Annotated in this window: 13 protein-coding genes; all 13 read right to left on the bottom strand. The window is 40.3% G+C overall.

Annotated features, from left to right (window positions below; all coding sequences use genetic code 11):
* Positions 1–22: 22 nt before the first annotated feature.
* The 13 genes from LI164_RS02000 to LI164_RS01940 all read right to left on the bottom strand — a co-directional run bounded on the left by LI164_RS02000 (position 23) and on the right by LI164_RS01940 (position 15,441).
* Positions 23–481 (bottom strand): PTS sugar transporter subunit IIB, encoded by a 459-nt coding sequence (locus tag LI164_RS02000; RefSeq protein ID WP_005334319.1) that lies wholly within the window; start codon positions 479–481, stop codon positions 23–25.
* A gap of 143 nt (positions 482–624) precedes the next feature.
* Positions 625–1,632 carry a LacI family DNA-binding transcriptional regulator gene (locus LI164_RS01995; RefSeq protein WP_022279181.1) on the bottom strand — a complete coding sequence of 336 codons (1,008 nt, stop codon included), beginning with the start codon at positions 1,630–1,632 and terminating at the stop codon, positions 625–627.
* 399 nt (positions 1,633–2,031) lie between these two features.
* Complete coding sequence (nifJ, locus tag LI164_RS01990) at positions 2,032–5,571, bottom strand: pyruvate:ferredoxin (flavodoxin) oxidoreductase (protein ID WP_005334321.1); 3,540 nt, start codon at positions 5,569–5,571, stop codon at positions 2,032–2,034.
* Between the two features lie 171 nt (positions 5,572–5,742).
* Positions 5,743–6,609, bottom strand: a complete 867-nt coding sequence (lgt, locus tag LI164_RS01985) for a prolipoprotein diacylglyceryl transferase (protein WP_005334322.1) — start codon at positions 6,607–6,609, stop codon at positions 5,743–5,745.
* Between the two features lie 26 nt (positions 6,610–6,635).
* Positions 6,636–7,736 carry a redox-regulated ATPase YchF gene (gene ychF, locus LI164_RS01980; RefSeq protein ID WP_005334323.1) on the bottom strand — a complete coding sequence of 367 codons (1,101 nt, stop codon included), beginning with the start codon at positions 7,734–7,736 and terminating at the stop codon, positions 6,636–6,638.
* 83 nt (positions 7,737–7,819) lie between these two features.
* On the bottom strand, positions 7,820–8,950 hold the full coding sequence (locus LI164_RS01975; RefSeq protein ID WP_227086672.1) for a site-specific integrase: 1,131 nt from the start codon (positions 8,948–8,950) through the stop codon (positions 7,820–7,822).
* 103 nt (positions 8,951–9,053) lie between these two features.
* Positions 9,054–9,254 (bottom strand): excisionase, encoded by a 201-nt coding sequence (locus LI164_RS01970; protein ID WP_004844455.1) that lies wholly within the window; start codon positions 9,252–9,254, stop codon positions 9,054–9,056.
* A 41-nt stretch (positions 9,255–9,295) separates the two neighbouring features.
* Positions 9,296–10,111: an ATP-binding protein gene (locus LI164_RS01965; RefSeq protein WP_021651630.1), complete on the bottom strand. Its 816-nt coding sequence runs from the start codon at positions 10,109–10,111 to the stop codon at positions 9,296–9,298.
* The gene (locus LI164_RS01960; protein ID WP_021651629.1) at positions 10,111–10,638 is read right to left on the bottom strand and encodes a replication initiator protein A; all 528 of its coding nucleotides are present in this window, start codon (positions 10,636–10,638) and stop codon (positions 10,111–10,113) included. The genes LI164_RS01965 and LI164_RS01960 overlap by 1 nt, the downstream gene beginning before the upstream one ends.
* A gap of 615 nt (positions 10,639–11,253) precedes the next feature.
* Positions 11,254–11,406, bottom strand: coding sequence for a hypothetical protein (locus tag LI164_RS01955; RefSeq protein WP_021651627.1), 153 nt, complete (start codon positions 11,404–11,406; stop codon positions 11,254–11,256).
* A 12-nt stretch (positions 11,407–11,418) separates the two neighbouring features.
* Complete coding sequence (gene mgtA, locus LI164_RS01950; RefSeq protein WP_055059342.1) at positions 11,419–14,184, bottom strand: magnesium-translocating P-type ATPase; 2,766 nt, start codon at positions 14,182–14,184, stop codon at positions 11,419–11,421.
* A 25-nt stretch (positions 14,185–14,209) separates the two neighbouring features.
* Complete coding sequence (locus tag LI164_RS01945; RefSeq protein ID WP_021651625.1) at positions 14,210–14,521, bottom strand: DUF3784 domain-containing protein; 312 nt, start codon at positions 14,519–14,521, stop codon at positions 14,210–14,212.
* A gap of 242 nt (positions 14,522–14,763) precedes the next feature.
* Positions 14,764–15,441, bottom strand: coding sequence for an MgtC/SapB family protein (locus tag LI164_RS01940; RefSeq protein WP_021651623.1), 678 nt, complete (start codon positions 15,439–15,441; stop codon positions 14,764–14,766).
* Positions 15,442–15,668: the final 227 nt, after the last annotated feature.

The following is a 15,668-nucleotide window of genomic DNA, read 5'->3' as shown; positions in this document are numbered from 1 at the left end:
AATCTGTTTTTTATAATGTTTCTTAGTATGCTTCCTCTGCATCTGTCGGCACATACTGAATAACTACCGGAACCCCTTTGTCTTTGATTGTCTGAAGATCTGCTCTCTCTTTATCATTCAGGGCAATGAACTTTGTAACTGCCTCTCTTCCATCTTCGTTGAACATGATTCCAAGATCAACCTTTGGAATTTCAACTCCACCTTCCATCAATTTGATCAATGTCTCTGGCTCTTTCACAAGAACCAGAACTCTCTGTCCATCATATTTTCCGGCTTTGAAGTTTGTGATTGCTGTCTCTGTACTGATAACGGAAACTCCTGTTCCTGCAGGTTTTGCCATTCTCATGCTGGCTTTAATATCATCGTTATTGCAGAGCACATCGTCTACAACCATAAATCTCTTTACCTGAAGTGCCGGTGCCCACTGATTTACTACCAGTCCGTGAATAAGTCTCTGATCAATTCTTGCTAATACTACCATTTTGTTCTCCTCCTGATTTCTTTACATTTTAATTTTTGTTTTTCATTGGTATCGATACCAATTTAGTTTCAAAATTTACCAGCACATCATTTTCTTAGTAATATTCTAATTCGATATGCTGGTTTTTTATTGTTATGACTTTTCTATGCTGACTGTCTGATGACCAATTCCAGTTCTAATTCTTTTCTAACTGTATCATCTGGTTCCTCTGAAAGCTGCCTGATAATCTCTTTTGCTGCGAGCATTCCTTCGTCCTGCACTGGTTGCCGAATCGTCGTCAGCGGGATTGGTAACAGTGACGCAATCGGCTGATCATCCACACCTACGATTGCCAAATCCTCTGGAACTTTAATCCCCTGATTTATAGCTTCTGTAAGAATTCCTGCTGCCACCTCATCACTTCCTGCAATGATTGCATCTGGACGGTTCTCCCTTTTTAGTATCTCTTCGAGAATTCTTCTACCATCGTCCATGGTCTTTGCTCTCGTAAAATTGAGATTTGGATCTGCTGTCATTCCATGTGCTGCGAGTGCTTCTATATAGCCACTGTAACGGTCACTGTCAATATTCATTCCATTCGGCTGATGCATCACCCCGCGGCTTCCTGTACAGTAGGCAATTTTCTGATAATTCTTTCCAATCAGATATTCTGTTGCTTTATAGAAACCTTCATACTGTCTTGCACGCACCGTAGAAATGCTTGTATCTTCGTTGTATTCATTGCATACAACCACTTTTCCATATTGCTCATAGGATCTGATCTTATCCCAGTCATTCTCAATCGCACAGAGGATAATTCCATCTGCATGATGCATACGCACCAGCTCCATTGCTTCTTCCTCTCGTTCCTTCTCTCCGAATGTCTGAGTAATCAGTGTTCTGTAATTGTACTTCCGGCATGTTCTCTCAATAGAATCAACCAGATATGCAAAGAAGCTGTTCGTGATACTCGGAATGGATACTGCAATATTTCCTGATCCTGATCCTCTCATCTGCCTTGCTGCCTGCAGTGGACTATAACCAAGTGCGTCCATTGCTTCTTTTACTTTCCGTTTCTTCTCTTCTGAGACATGAGGTTTATTATTAATAACTCTGGAGACTGTTGATACTGATAATCCTGACAGTCTGGCCACGTCTGATATCGTTGCCAATTTTTTGTCTCCTTTCATTCTTCCTTGTTTTTCTTTTCACCTACAGAATAATCCTGTTTTTTTAATTTGTCAAAAGCTTTTTTGGTATCGTTACCAATTTTAGTAATGTGAACAAATTTACATTTTTAAATTTGTATAGTTTGCATAGTCCGCAGTTGTAAAAGAAGTATATCATGCAATTGCATGACATACTTCTACTGCGCACCTCGCAGCAAGAATGCCGAGGCATTTTTGAACATCCGAAACTAAAAAAGGTCCACCGGACCTTTTTGTCGTATGCTTGGCAATTCAAAAGAGGAGCGATATTGTACTAAATACAATATCACTCCTCTAATTTACATGAATGACACATCAGAATTCAAGTTCACTTGAATTCTCGTATCCTTTATAGATTCAATTCTACTCTTCTGCTCCATAGAGTGTTACAAGTTTCTTCAGATACTCGTATCTCTCCATAGCTTCCTGCTCGTTTTTCTTGAACAGTCTTGCTGCCTTCTCCGGATTAGCTCTCTTCAGTGCGTTGTAACGTACTTCTCCGTCCAGGAATTCCTGATATCCTTCTTCCTTAGGCTCTTTGCTATCCAGTGTGAACTTAGCGCCCTCTGCTGCAGGGTTGAATCTGAAGTTATTCCAGTATCCACACTCTACTGCTAACTGCTCCTCAGTCTGAGCTTTGCTCATACCTTTCTTAATACCATGGTTGATACATGGAGCGTAAGCAATGATGAGTGATGGTCCCGGATAAGCCTCTGCCTCTGCAATTGCTTTTACAGTCTGGTTATAATCAGCACCCATAGCGATCTGTGCAACATATACATAACCGTAACTCATTGCGATTCCTGCAAGGTCTTTCTTCTTTGTCTCTTTACCACCAGCTGCGAACTGTGCTGTAGCACCTGTCTTAGTAGCCTTTGAAGCCTGTCCACCTGTGTTAGAATAAACCTCTGTATCGAATACCATGATGTTAATATCCTCGCCACTTGCAAGAACATGGTCTACACCGCCAAATCCGATATCGTAAGCCCATCCGTCTCCACCAAAGATCCACTGGGATTTCTTAGCCAGGAAGTCTTTGTTCTTAACGATGTCCTTACATGTATCACAATCACAACCATCTAATGCTGCAACAAGTTTATCTGTAGCGTCACCATTAGATGCTCCACAGTTAAATGTGTCAAGATATTCCTGACAAGCTGCTTTTACTTCTGCAGATGCTTTATCGCTTGCAGCAATTGTCTCAACTTCTGCTTTTAATCTCTTTCTGATAGCCTTCTGGCCAAGTAACATACCATAACCAAATTCAGCATTATCCTCGAACAGTGAGTTAGACCATGCCGGTCCCTGTCCCTTAGCGTTTACTGTATATGGTGTAGATGGTGAAGAGTTACCCCAGATAGAAGAACATCCTGTAGCATTAGCGATATACATTCTATCTCCAAATAACTGAGTTACCAGTTTTGCATATGGTGTCTCACCACATCCTGCACAAGCTCCTGAGAACTCTAACAGTGGCTGCTTGAACTGACTTCCTTTTACTGTTGCAGGTTTGAACTTCGCAACAACCTCTGGTTTTACCTCGATCTCACGACCAAAGTCAAATGCTTTCTGAGAACCTGCATTTGCTTCCATGTTCTCCATAACAAGAGCTTTTTCACCCTTCTTACCTGGACATACATTGACACAAGATCCGCAACCTGTACAGTCATAAGCAGATACTGTCATTGTAAATTTCAGTCCTGGCATACCGATCATATCGATTGCTTCTGTTCCTTCCGGTGCTTTAGCGAGCTCTTCTTCTGTAAGTGCTACCGGACGGATAACTGCATGTGGACATACATATGCACAACGGTTACACTGTACACAATTTTCTGATTTCCATACCGGAATATCTACTGCAATACCACGTTTCTCATACTCAGCAGATCCTGAAGGTGTAGAACCATCAGCATAATCAACAAATGCAGATACTGGCAGGTTATTACCTTCCTGTGAGTTAACTTTTGACTGAATATTTTTAACAAATGCAACTACATCTGCGCGGCCGTCTTTTACTTCCGGAGTAAAGAGTCCCTCATCCGGACAAGATTTCCATGAATCCGGAACCTGAATCTCTACAACCTGTTTTGCACCGGCATCAATAGCATCATAGTTCATCTGTACAATCTTGTCACCTTTTCTTCCGTAAGTAGCTTTTGCTGCTTTCTTCATAAGGTCGATTGCCTCTTCCTCAGGAATGATTGCTGCAAGCTTAAAGAATGCTGACTGAAGAACTGTATTGATACGTCCGCCAAGTCCGATTTCTTTACCAATCTTGATACCATCGATTGTGTAGAATTTAATATTGTGGTCTGCAATGTAAGCTTTTACCTGTCCCGGTAAATGTTTCTCAAGACCTTCCATATCCCATGAGCAGTTCAGAAGGAATGTTCCTCCGTCTACTAACTCCTGAACCATGTTATATTTATTTACATAAGATGGATTATGACATGCTACAAAGTTTGCTTTGTGAATCAGGTAAGTAGATTTGATTGGCTTCTTACCGAAACGCAGGTGTGACATTGTAACACCACCGGACTTCTTAGAATCATAATCAAAATAAGCCTGTGCATACATATCTGTGTTGTCACCAATGATCTTGATAGAGTTCTTGTTAGCTCCAACAGTACCATCTGCTCCAAGTCCCCAGAACTTACAGTTGATTGTTCCCTCTGGTGTTGTAACCAGCGGAGCTCCAACTTCCAGTGACAGATGTGTAAGATCATCCTCAATACCAATTGTAAATCTCTTTCTGTCAACATTGTTAAATACAGCAACGATCTGAGCCGGTGTTGTATCTTTAGAACCTAATCCATAACGTCCACAATTAACCGGAATACTATCAAACTTAGATCCTTTCAGTGCAGATACGACATCCAGATATAATGGCTCTCCTTCTGCTCCTGGCTCTTTTGTTCTGTCAAGAACATTGATATATTTTACAGTGTCCGGAATAGCGTCGATAAGTGCCTGTGCACAGAACGGTCTGTAAAGACGAACCTTTACAACTCCGACTTTCTCTCCGGCTGCTCTTAAGTAATCGATTGTCTCCTCAATAGTATCACAGACAGATCCCATAGCGATGATGACTTTCTCAGCATCCTCTGCTCCATAATAGTTAAACAGTTTATAATCTGTTCCAATCTTAGCATTAACTTTGTCCATGTACTCCTGAACGATTGCCGGCATAGCATCGTAGTATGGGTTACATGCTTCTCTTGCCTGGAAAAAGATATCCGGGTTCTGAGCGGAACCTCTCTGGCATGGGTGATTAGGATTCAGAGCATGTTTTCTGAATTCATCGATTGCATCCATATCTACCAGATCTTTCAGATCTTCATAATCCCAAGTCTCAATCTTCTGAATCTCGTGTGATGTACGGAATCCATCAAAGAAGTTGATAAATGGAAGTTTTCCCTTTAATGCTGCACAATGTGCAACTGGTGTCAGATCCATAACTTCCTGTACACTGGACTCACACAGCATAGCTGCACCAGTCTGACGACAGGCGTAAACATCAGAGTGATCTCCAAAAATTGAAAGTGCATGACTTGCAAGTGCACGAGCTGATACATGGAATACTCCAGGAAGCTGCTCCCCTGCAACTTTATATAAGTTAGGAATCATCAACAGCAATCCCTGAGATGCTGTAAATGTTGTTGTAAGTGCTCCTGCTGCCAAGGATCCATGAACGGCTCCTGCTGCACCAGCCTCTGACTGCATCTCTGTTACCTGAACAGTCTCTCCAAATATATTCTTTCTGCCTTCTGTAGCCCACTCATCTACATGCTCCGGCATAACAGATGATGGTGTAATTGGGTAAATAGCTGCTACTTCAGTATATGCATATGAAGCATGTGCTGCGGCCTGATTACCATCCATGGTTTTCATTTTTCTTGCCATTTTGTTGTTCCTCCTTAGACATTATTCAAGAAAACTAATTCTTTACATATATCTTATATTATAGTCCGGCACTTCTTAAAAGTCTAGATATTCTCCGTTTCTTTTTGTTCCTTTTTTGATACAAAATTAACGACGCTTCTAATTCTAATGCGATAACACTAAAAAAGCTGCCTAACAAGCAGCTTTTTTCTTAACCTTTATTCGATTATATACAATCAAAACAAATGATACAACTACAATGGTTCCGGCAAGAACCTGTGATACCGGAATTTCTGTCCCCGGAATCCAGAGTTGGTCTGTTCTTAATCCCTCGATCCATACTCTTCCTGCACCATATCCAAGCAGATACATCAAGAATACTTCTCCCTGGAACTTTTTATGTCTGCGATACAACAACAGTAATATCAACAAGGCGAGACACCACATAGACTCATAAAGATATGTCGGGCTCACTTGAATATAAGATACCCCATCCACTGTTTCCATGTGTTTTCTCATTAAATCCGTGATATCCGAAGATCTGACTGCATCTACCGGAAGTTTCATAGCAAATAATCCATCTGTATACTCACCAAATGCTTCCCTGTTAAAGAAATTTCCCCAGCGTCCGATTGCCTGTCCAAGTACAAGTCCAAGACCTGCTGTATCAAAGATCTGTGCTGCTGATAATTTCTTCACTTTTGCAAATACAATTACTGTAAGAACCGCTGCGATCACACCGCCGTAAATTGCAAGTCCTCCCTGTCTGAGGTTAAAAATACTAAGCAGGTCATCTTTGTACATATCCCATGAAAAAATCACGTAATATGCCCTGGCACCGATAATTGAAATGATTACTGCACAAATAGACAGATCATAATAATCTTCTTCTTTCTGTCCAGTTCTTTTTGCTTCATATACTGCCATAAAAATTCCGGCAAGAATCCCAGCACCTATGATCATTCCGTAATAAGCAATATCAAATCCAAATACCGTAATATGATTCCCTACTGAAGAAAGATGTATTCCCAGATGTGGAAAATCAATCGTTCTAGTCATTTTTCATACTTCCTTCCACACTGTGATTATACATTAAATCGGAATAACATAATATCGCCGTCTTTTACTACATATTCTTTTCCTTCCAGACGGATCAGACCTTTTTCTTTTGCAGCTGCATGACTTCCACATGCAATCAAGTCATCATAAGAAACAACCTCTGCTCGGATAAATCCACGTTCAAAATCAGAGTGGATCTTTCCTGCTGCCTGCGGTGCCTTTGTTCCCTCTGTAATTGTCCATGCACGGACCTCCGGTTCACCTGCAGTCAGATAACTGATCAGTCCGAGGAGCTTGTAGCTTGCCTTGATCAGTTTCTCAAGTCCTGACTCAGTAAGACCAAGATCTTCCAGGAACATTTTTTTCTCATCATCATCTAATTCAGAAATCTCAGCTTCAATTTCTGCACATACTACAAATACTTCACTTTCTTCTTTTGCTGCATACTCTCTGACTGCCTGAACTCCTGCATTGGAAGCTCCGTCATCTGCAAGATCATCTTCTGATACATTTGCAGCGTAGATGACCGGTTTATATGTCAGAAGATTATAACTCTTAAGCCACTCCTCTTCTTCCTCATCTTCTACTGCGTCAAATGTCTTGGCAAGTCTTCCATCTTCCAGATGTGCTTTGATCTTCTCAAGAAGAGCCAGCTCTTTTGCTGCTGCCTTGTCATTTCTTGCAACCTTAGTTGTCTTTGCAATTCTTCTCTCCAGGATCTCAAGGTCTGAGAAGATAAGCTCCAGATTAATTGTCTCAATATCTCTGAGCGGATCAATACTTCCATCTACATGTACAATATTACTGTTCTCAAAACAACGTACTACATGCACGATAGCATCTACTTCACGGATATTTGCAAGGAACTGATTTCCAAGCCCTTCTCCTTTTGATGCTCCCTTTACAAGTCCTGCAATATCTACGAACTCAATTGCAGCCGGGATGATCTTCTTCGTGTGATACATCTCGCCAAGGACATTCAGTCTCTCGTCCGGCACAGTTACAACTCCGACATTCGGGTCAATAGTACAGAACGGATAGTTTGCAGACTCCGCTCCTGCTTTTGTCAGTGAATTAAAAAGGGTACTCTTACCTACATTCGGTAATCCCACGATTCCTAATTTCATTTTCTCTATTTCCTCCTATAAATCCTTTGATTTCAAGGGATTTCAGCATACTTATTTTTGCAAGTGGGCCATTTAGTGGGCCATTATATTGCCATAAGCGCTTCTGCCACCAAGTCCATTTCTTTTTTCTTTTCTTCCTCAGTAGTATGAACATATAAGTTCATCGTAATTCCAATATTCGAATGGCCCAGTAACATCTGAAGTGTTTTCGGTTTCATTCCTGCTTCAATACATCTGGTAGCAAACGTATGTCTCAAGATATGCATCGAAAATCTTGGAATTTTTGCTTTATCACAGATTTTAAACAACGCTGTATCATATGTACTGTTCTTGACAGGCGTTCCTTTTCGACACAGAAACACAAATTCTTCCCATTCTGTTGAAATTTCTGAAATCCTCTTATTCTTTTCTTTTTGTTTTTTTAGTATAGCAACCGCTTCTTCTGTTAAGGGTATCGTGCGGTAACCTGATTTACTCTTTGGTTCTCCGATACGCCACTCCTTTGCACTGTAACGATATTCCATACTTCTGCGAATCTGAATTGTTTTGGATTTTAAATCGATATCTTTCCATTTCAATCCTACCAATTCGCCTGTTCGCAATCCGGTTTGTAGTATAAAACGATACTGATTTTCATAGCTTTGACCTTCTGCGTATTGTAAAAATGTTTTTTGTATGTCTCTTGTTAATGCAACCTTCTTCTCAGATGGCTTTCCCATATCACTTTTCACAGATTTTTTACAGGGATTGCTACACAAGACTTCATTTTCTTTTGCATACTCAAACATGTTGTATAATGCAATTCTTGCCTGATAAATTGTAGATGTACGATACTCCTGATCTGCCATATCATAAAATATTTTCTGACAGTGAAGTGGTTTCACGTCTGATAGTGGCATCTCCCCAATTACCGGTTTAATATTTTTAATATATCTCTCCGTATAATTGCGAACAGTATTTGAACGGACTGTTTTCTTTTTTATCCCAATCCAATAATCAAACCATTGATCGACCAGCATATCTGATGGCATTGAAATATCACTGTGTTCATCCACATAAGTCGCATCAGCAATCCATGCTCTGCACTCTTGCAGCTTTTTGAATCGTTTATGTTTTCTCTTTCCAAACCGATCTACAAATCTGGCTGAGTATAATCCCGTACTTTCTTGGGTTATTCCTTTGCCAAGTTCTTTGCCTTTTAAATCTTTTCCCATATTTCAGCTCCTCTCATAAGAAGCCCTAATACAGTACCTTGTATTATACCATAGCATCTTATTTTTGTGAATATTCATTTTCATCTCATCTTCTGTCATTCATTTATATTTCCACACTTTCCGAAATGAATTTTTCAAATTCTTTTCTCTTTACAAGTTTTTTCGTACCTACGTAAAGCACAAACGGACATCTCGGTTCTTTCAAAAGACTACTTATTCTATTTTGTCCGATATTACTGTATTCTGCTGCCTCTTCAATTGTAAGAGCCACTTTTTCACATATTGCAACATATTGTTTGTTCATAAAATCCTTTCCTTATTGTTTAACGTGCGTAGCATTCACTTCTATCCGCAATACACACGATCATTCTTTGTATTCAACAACGTTTTCGCTTTCTCCATTTTCATACTTGCAATTGCTTCTCGTTTACTTGTGCCTCCAACATACATTGGTGTACACATTTCTAAAATACGGTCATAGATACGTCTTTTCTCTAACATGGTCTCGCTTTTTATTTCTTTCAGCGGAAGATTGGTCGTGATGATCAATGGTCGTCCTGAACGGATCCTGCGATCTATGACGCTAAAAATAATTCCTAACGCATATTCTGAATTTCGTTCCACTCCAAGATCATCAATAATCAAAAGCTGGTAAGAAGCCAATGCATTGATATATTCCATTTTGTCTGCCAGTGGAAATATATCATCGATAATGGTATTGAAATTTGTCATCTTTACCGTTACTTCTCGTTTGAGAAGATCATTGGCAATACACCCGGCAATATAACTTTTCCCGGTACCAACCGGTCCCCAAAACAAACAACCAATATGATTTCTTTTCATTTCATCCCAGTTATCAACATAGCTTTTGGCCTTATGCATTACCGCATCTGACATATCTGCATTTTCAAATGTCCACTCTTCCATTCTGCTCTCGTCAAAACAGATGCTCGTATTTCTGCTGACTAATTCCCGGTGCTCTTTGTCTTTAAAATATTTTTGTTCTTCTTCATATGCTTTTCTGTCACAGGCACATTGCCTGGAATGTTTTTTCATCCCCATAAAACTACCCTTAGGGAAAAAAGCTTCTTTCGCTTCCCCACAGACTTTGCAATATCGCAAACCATCACTGCCTACACATACGGGATCTTCTTCTCTCATCACAAACTCTCTCCCTCCCCATAGCAATAATTTACTTCATGATATTTATTACTTTTATATTTCTCAGTTACTTTACTAGGTGCCACATTTCCGGCTTCTGCACAGCCATTTTTATGACCAGATGATGGGTGCTTTTCCGGCTCTATTACAGCCATCTTTTCAACCGCCTTATCATCAACCGGCTGTAAACCTATCTCATCAGATGGAATTTTCACATATAAATGATTAGGTTTTGAAAATCCACCGGATCTGCGAACCAATAGTCCCACATCATCTAATTCCTTCAACGCTGTTTTTACAGAAGATTTGCATTTATCGATTTGAACAGACAATTCTTCTATTGGAAATATCAAATAAACATTTCCATACTTGTCTATCCAGCTATTCTTTCTCGATATCCGCGCCCGGTCATACAAAATCATATAAAGAAATTTTGCATTTTGAGAAATGCGCAGTTTCAGCAAAAACTTCGGAAACTGGAAGTACTGAAGCATCTGCTCAGACTCCTTCATGTATTCATATTTCATTCTTTTCTCGCCTCGTTTCTGTTTCTAATTGTTGTAAAAATCATTTTTATGCCGGCTAAAAAATGTTCTTACACATATACAAAAGATGAAGGGCATAAATACAGCCTCTTAATGAAAAATTTTTATTTTTCCTGCAAAAAATACCCTTTCATTAATACGAAATGCTGAGAGACATTTTTACAGCCCCCTGAGGAAATTTTTTTATTTTTTTCGGTTAATCGAATACTTTAAAAAAAAACACTCACCTATTCACAGGTGAATGCCTTATCAAAATTTCCTTATTTTGTTGTCTGTGACGCTTGCTCAGAAACGCTTGCGTATCTGCTAAAATGTAATTGCCTGCAATTATATTTTCACGTGGGTATGGGGACGTAATCCCCATCAAGTCCGCTACTCGTAAGTAATACAAAATTGTCAAAATGACAATACTGTAATACACGGGTGGATCTTGCTCTGGTTGTAACACATGAATTCATACAATAATAGGCCCAAATGGGCACTTTCACCATTCGAGCCTATATATTATATGTCTTTGGGATAATAGCTTAAAAAGTAACTGTCTAGACCACTTTTTAAACTGTCCACTATCTAGGGTACAGTTTATTTTCAACCATACTATTTTTTATTCTTTGGCTTTATTCCCCAGAATACCACATTCATGAGTATTACGATCAACAGCACAACAGCCATTGATACCCAGAATCCCATATTGAGTCCGAGCCATTCACAAGTTCCAAAAAGTGTCATCCATAATTCTTTCCAATTCATTCTTTCTACCTCCTAGAGCAGTTCGCCATAATAGCGGACATATGCTTTTTTCAAGCTTGTTGCCAGCATCATGTACAGCAGAATACATGGGATCAGATATGCAAAATATGATGCCGGTAAAGCAACAAGACCAAGTGCAGCTCCAAATGGTGTGAACGGAATCACAGTCAGAACTGCAATACCTGTCATGGTAAGCAATGTTACCGGTGCTGATGCACGGCTCTGGATAAACGGAAGCTTTGGTGTGCGAATCATGTGAATGACTAATGTCTGGCTCCACATAGATTCCACAAACCATCCAGCCTGGAACATTCCGATATAACGTGCCTGCATAGTAGCAAGCTCTACACCGCTGTAATGGGCTGCCAGATCATTGAATAAAATGCCTTTTGATACAAATAACGGGCAGAATACAAAGTACATGAATATATAAGTTGTAAAATCAAAAATCGAACTTGTAGGTCCAATCCAGATCATAAAGCTACCCACACTGGAAGCATCCCATTTACGTGGTTTTGCAATAAACTCTTCGTCTACGTTATCCCATGGAATTGCTGTACAGGACAGATCATAGATCAGATTCAGGAAAATCAGATGTACACTCATCATCGGGAGGAAAGGTAACAGTGCCGAAGCAGCTAATACAGAGAACATATTTCCAAAGTTAGATGAGGCCGTCATCTTGATATATTTGATCATATTAGCATAAGTTTTACGTCCTTCTATGATTCCTTCTTCCAGAACCATCAGATCTTTTTCCAGCAGGATGATATCTGCGGATTCTTTTGCCACATCTACTGCAGTATCTACAGAGATTCCAATATCGGCAGCTTTCATTGCAGCGGCATCGTTGATTCCATCACCCATGAATCCTACGGTATGACCGTTTTCTCTGAGAACTGAAACCACGCGTGCTTTCTGATCCGGTGTAAGCTTTGCAAATACCTCTGTTGTCTCTACTGCTTTTGCAAGCTGGCCATCTGTCATATGATCCAGATCAGAACCCAGAAGCATGTTGCGTACTTCAAGTCCTACCTGCTTGCAGATTGTACGTGTTACCTTATCATTATCACCTGTCAAAATCTTTGTTATTACGCCGTGTGCTTTCAATGCCCGAATTGCATCTGCAGTAGACTCCTTTGGTGGATCAAGAAATGCCAGATATCCAATTAGTACCATCTCACACTCATCTTTTATACCAAATGCACCCACCGGAGAAGGATTGCTTTTTTGTGCAATGGCAAGCACACGGAATCCTTTGTCATTCAGTTCGTCTACTGTTTTCAGAATACGCCCACGAACCTCTTCTGTAAGTGGCTGCACAGTACCATCGCACTCAGCAAAAGAACAGATGGAGAGCATTTCTTCTACAGCTCCCTTTGTTACCATCTGTGTCTTTCCCTTTTTATCCTGTACTACCGTAGTCAGACGACGACGTGTAAAATCAAATGGAATCTCATCTACCTTCACATAATTTTCAGACAAATCGAGGAGCTTTGGATCTGCCGCCTCTTCTTCCTCTGTTCTGTGAATGATCGCCAGATCCATCAGGTTCTTATAACCGGTCTGGAAGTAGCTGTTTAAGTATGCATGGCGCAGTACTCTTGTATCATCTTCTCCATTCACATTCAGGTGATATTCCAACACAACCTTATCCTGTGTCAGTGTTCCTGTTTTATCTGTACAGAGAATGTCAATGGCACCGAAATTCTGGATAGAATTCAGATTCTTAACAATCGTCTGCTTTTTACTCATGGAAACGGCACCTTTTGCAAGACAGGTTGTTACGATCATCGGCAGCATCTCCGGAGTCAGTCCGACAGCCACGGAAATACCGAACAGAAAGGCATCCAGCCAGTCTCCCTTTGTGATACCATTGATAAAAAATACCAGCGGAACCATGACCAGCATAAACCGGATCAGAACCCATGACACTGCATTCACGCCTTTGGTAAAGCTTGTCTCCACTGCTTCACCTGCAATCGCAGATGCCATGGAACCAAACAAAGTGCGGTCTCCCGTGCAGACAACCACTGCCGTTGCACTTCCGGAAATTACATTGCTTCCCATAAAAGCAATATTGCTGTAATCGGTGATGCTTTCTTTCTGTGCACATACCTTCGGTGTCTTTTCCACCGGTTCGCTTTCACCTGTTAAGCTTGCCTGACTGATAAATAAGTCTTTGGCATCCAGAATACGGACATCTGCTGGGATCATGTCTCCTGCTGAAAGATGTACGATATCTCCTACAACCAGATCGTCCATAGGAATCTCAATTTTTTCCTGTTCTCTTCTTGTGACGGTGCAAGTAGTTGTGATCATGGATAACAGTTTTTCTGCTGCATTTCCACTTCTGGATTCCTGTACAAAACGAAGCGTACCGGAGATCATAACCATGGTCAGAATAATCACCACTGTTAATGGATCAAAATCTTCCGGTGAACTTCCTAACAGAGAAAAATATGGAAAAACCATATCTGTCATAGTAGAAACAACTGCCAGACAGAAAAGGATTGCTGTAAATGGATTGATAAATGCTCCAGCCAGACGTTTCGCAAGGGATTGTTTCTTCTCATGCGTTACTTTATTCGTTCCATATTTTGTCCGACTTACCACTATATTTTCAGCATCCAGTCCACGAAGTGTTGTGTGCAGACTCTTCAAAACCTCCTTAATCGGATTGGTAGCCGCATGTTCGATGCGGTGGTTCTGCTCGTCACGGATCACAGCTTGCTGTGCTGCCTGCCGAACAGCCATACGATTTTCTTTCTTATTCATTGGTCTTTACCTCCTTGTTTTGCAATTATTTTTTATAATATCGATCACTTTTCTCGATATACCAAAGATCAAATCCCGCCACAATAAACCATGCAACCATAGCAGTCACAAACCAGTGATTTTCAAAGCCTGTCCATAGACCTTTTAGCAGAAAAATCAATCCATTTAATGCAATGACTTCACCGATGTTACGACAAAGCGGCACAATTTTAATCTTCTCTTTCTCTTCCTGCGGCATGTTTTTCCAAGAAGAGAAATGAATATGGCCTTTTCCACATGCAAACATAAAACCGGCAATCGTGAAAATGATACCAAAAAAGATACAGGTTAAATTCATGGTTTTCTTCTCCTTTCATTGATTCCTCTCGTTATGAGCTTATTTATTTTCTGAAGCCTGATAAGCAATTTCACCATCGTAACTGCTAAAAAAATCCAAACAACCACAGATATTTGATACCAGACCTGTATCACCAAAATTTGGTGAGCCGGAAATATAAGACTCACACAACTGCATGCTGCAGTGAATAAAATATAAAGAATGAAAAAAATTATCCATCTTTCACTTTTGATTTTTTTCAACTACAACACCTCCCAACCTGCACTGATTACTTCCGGAAGTTCCAATGCCTGACCAACAATACCTTCCAGAACATTGCTTTTCGGTTTTCCCGCAGAACAATACTTCGCTATGATCTCGACTTTATCCCCCACAACATCTCCACTTTCCAGATGATTCAGATACAAGGTCTTACTGGAATTGCTAGTGATCAGTAAAAGTCTTATTTCCTGTTCTGCATCTTCCTGACAAAGTACTGTGATGCAGTATTCTTTTTCAGATTCATCTCCTACAGCAATCGGATTAAGTTTTCTTGCAAGCGGACGCAGAATCAGATTTGAACCAATCAAAATGCCTGCTGCAGAAACTGCCATTATAAACATTCCTGTGCTGGCAAGAATACCAATTGCCGCTGTACACCAAAGTGTTGCTGCTGTATTCATTCCTCTTACCGTACCGCTGTCTTTAAAGATCACACCACTGCATAGGAATCCAACACCGGAGATAATGCTGCTTCCTACACGAAACACCTGATCGGAACCATAAAGCATTGGAAATAAAGTAAAAAAACTGGTTCCCATACAGATCAGAACATTTATCCGTATTCCAGCTGGATGCCCGGTCAACTGCCTTTCCAATCCGATAAAAAATCCAAGCAACACGGATAAAGAAATTCTTAAAACAAAATCTGTGTATACCATACATACCGCCTCCCTTCGACCTCTTACAGAATACAAAAAAAGCAAGGAGAATCACATGACCAAAATCTTGCGATTTCCTTGCGATTTAGCAAGAACTATGAGAAACACACTCCGCGAGTTTCTCATAGTTATCGCGACAGTCGCCAAGGCCTCGTGCAAGCACGGACTTTGGCTCGTTGTTCGCGTAAATTACAAAAAATTTGGCGGACTGCTTTCAGCCCGCCTGT

Origin of the sequence: Dorea sp. 210702-DFI.3.125, assembly GCF_020560945.1 — a bacterium.
Classification (GTDB): domain Bacteria; phylum Bacillota; class Clostridia; order Lachnospirales; family Lachnospiraceae; genus Dorea; species Dorea formicigenerans.
Note: the sequence above shows the minus strand (reverse complement) of the source record. Positions and strands in the feature narration are given on the sequence as shown.

Excerpts from the sequence above, each read along its gene's own strand:
- LI164_RS02000 (WP_005334319.1), bottom strand. The coding sequence starts at position 481 with ATGGTAGTATTAGCAAGAATTGATCAGAGACTTATTCACGGACTGGTA.
- nifJ (WP_005334321.1), bottom strand. The coding sequence starts at position 5,571 with ATGGCAAGAAAAATGAAAACCATGGATGGTAATCAGGCCGCAGCACAT.
- lgt (WP_005334322.1), bottom strand. The coding sequence starts at position 6,609 with ATGACTAGAACGATTGATTTTCCACATCTGGGAATACATCTTTCTTCA.
- ychF (WP_005334323.1), bottom strand. The coding sequence starts at position 7,736 with ATGAAATTAGGAATCGTGGGATTACCGAATGTAGGTAAGAGTACCCTT.
- LI164_RS01975 (WP_227086672.1), bottom strand. The coding sequence starts at position 8,950 with ATGGGAAAAGATTTAAAAGGCAAAGAACTTGGCAAAGGAATAACCCAA.
- LI164_RS01970 (WP_004844455.1), bottom strand. The coding sequence starts at position 9,254 with ATGAACAAACAATATGTTGCAATATGTGAAAAAGTGGCTCTTACAATT.
- LI164_RS01965 (WP_021651630.1), bottom strand. The coding sequence starts at position 10,111 with ATGAGAGAAGAAGATCCCGTATGTGTAGGCAGTGATGGTTTGCGATAT.
- LI164_RS01960 (WP_021651629.1), bottom strand. The coding sequence starts at position 10,638 with ATGAAATATGAATACATGAAGGAGTCTGAGCAGATGCTTCAGTACTTC.
- LI164_RS01955 (WP_021651627.1), bottom strand. The coding sequence starts at position 11,406 with ATGAATTGGAAAGAATTATGGATGACACTTTTTGGAACTTGTGAATGG.
- mgtA (WP_055059342.1), bottom strand. The coding sequence starts at position 14,184 with ATGAATAAGAAAGAAAATCGTATGGCTGTTCGGCAGGCAGCACAGCAA.
- LI164_RS01945 (WP_021651625.1), bottom strand. The coding sequence starts at position 14,521 with ATGAATTTAACCTGTATCTTTTTTGGTATCATTTTCACGATTGCCGGT.
- LI164_RS01940 (WP_021651623.1), bottom strand. The coding sequence starts at position 15,441 with ATGGTATACACAGATTTTGTTTTAAGAATTTCTTTATCCGTGTTGCTT.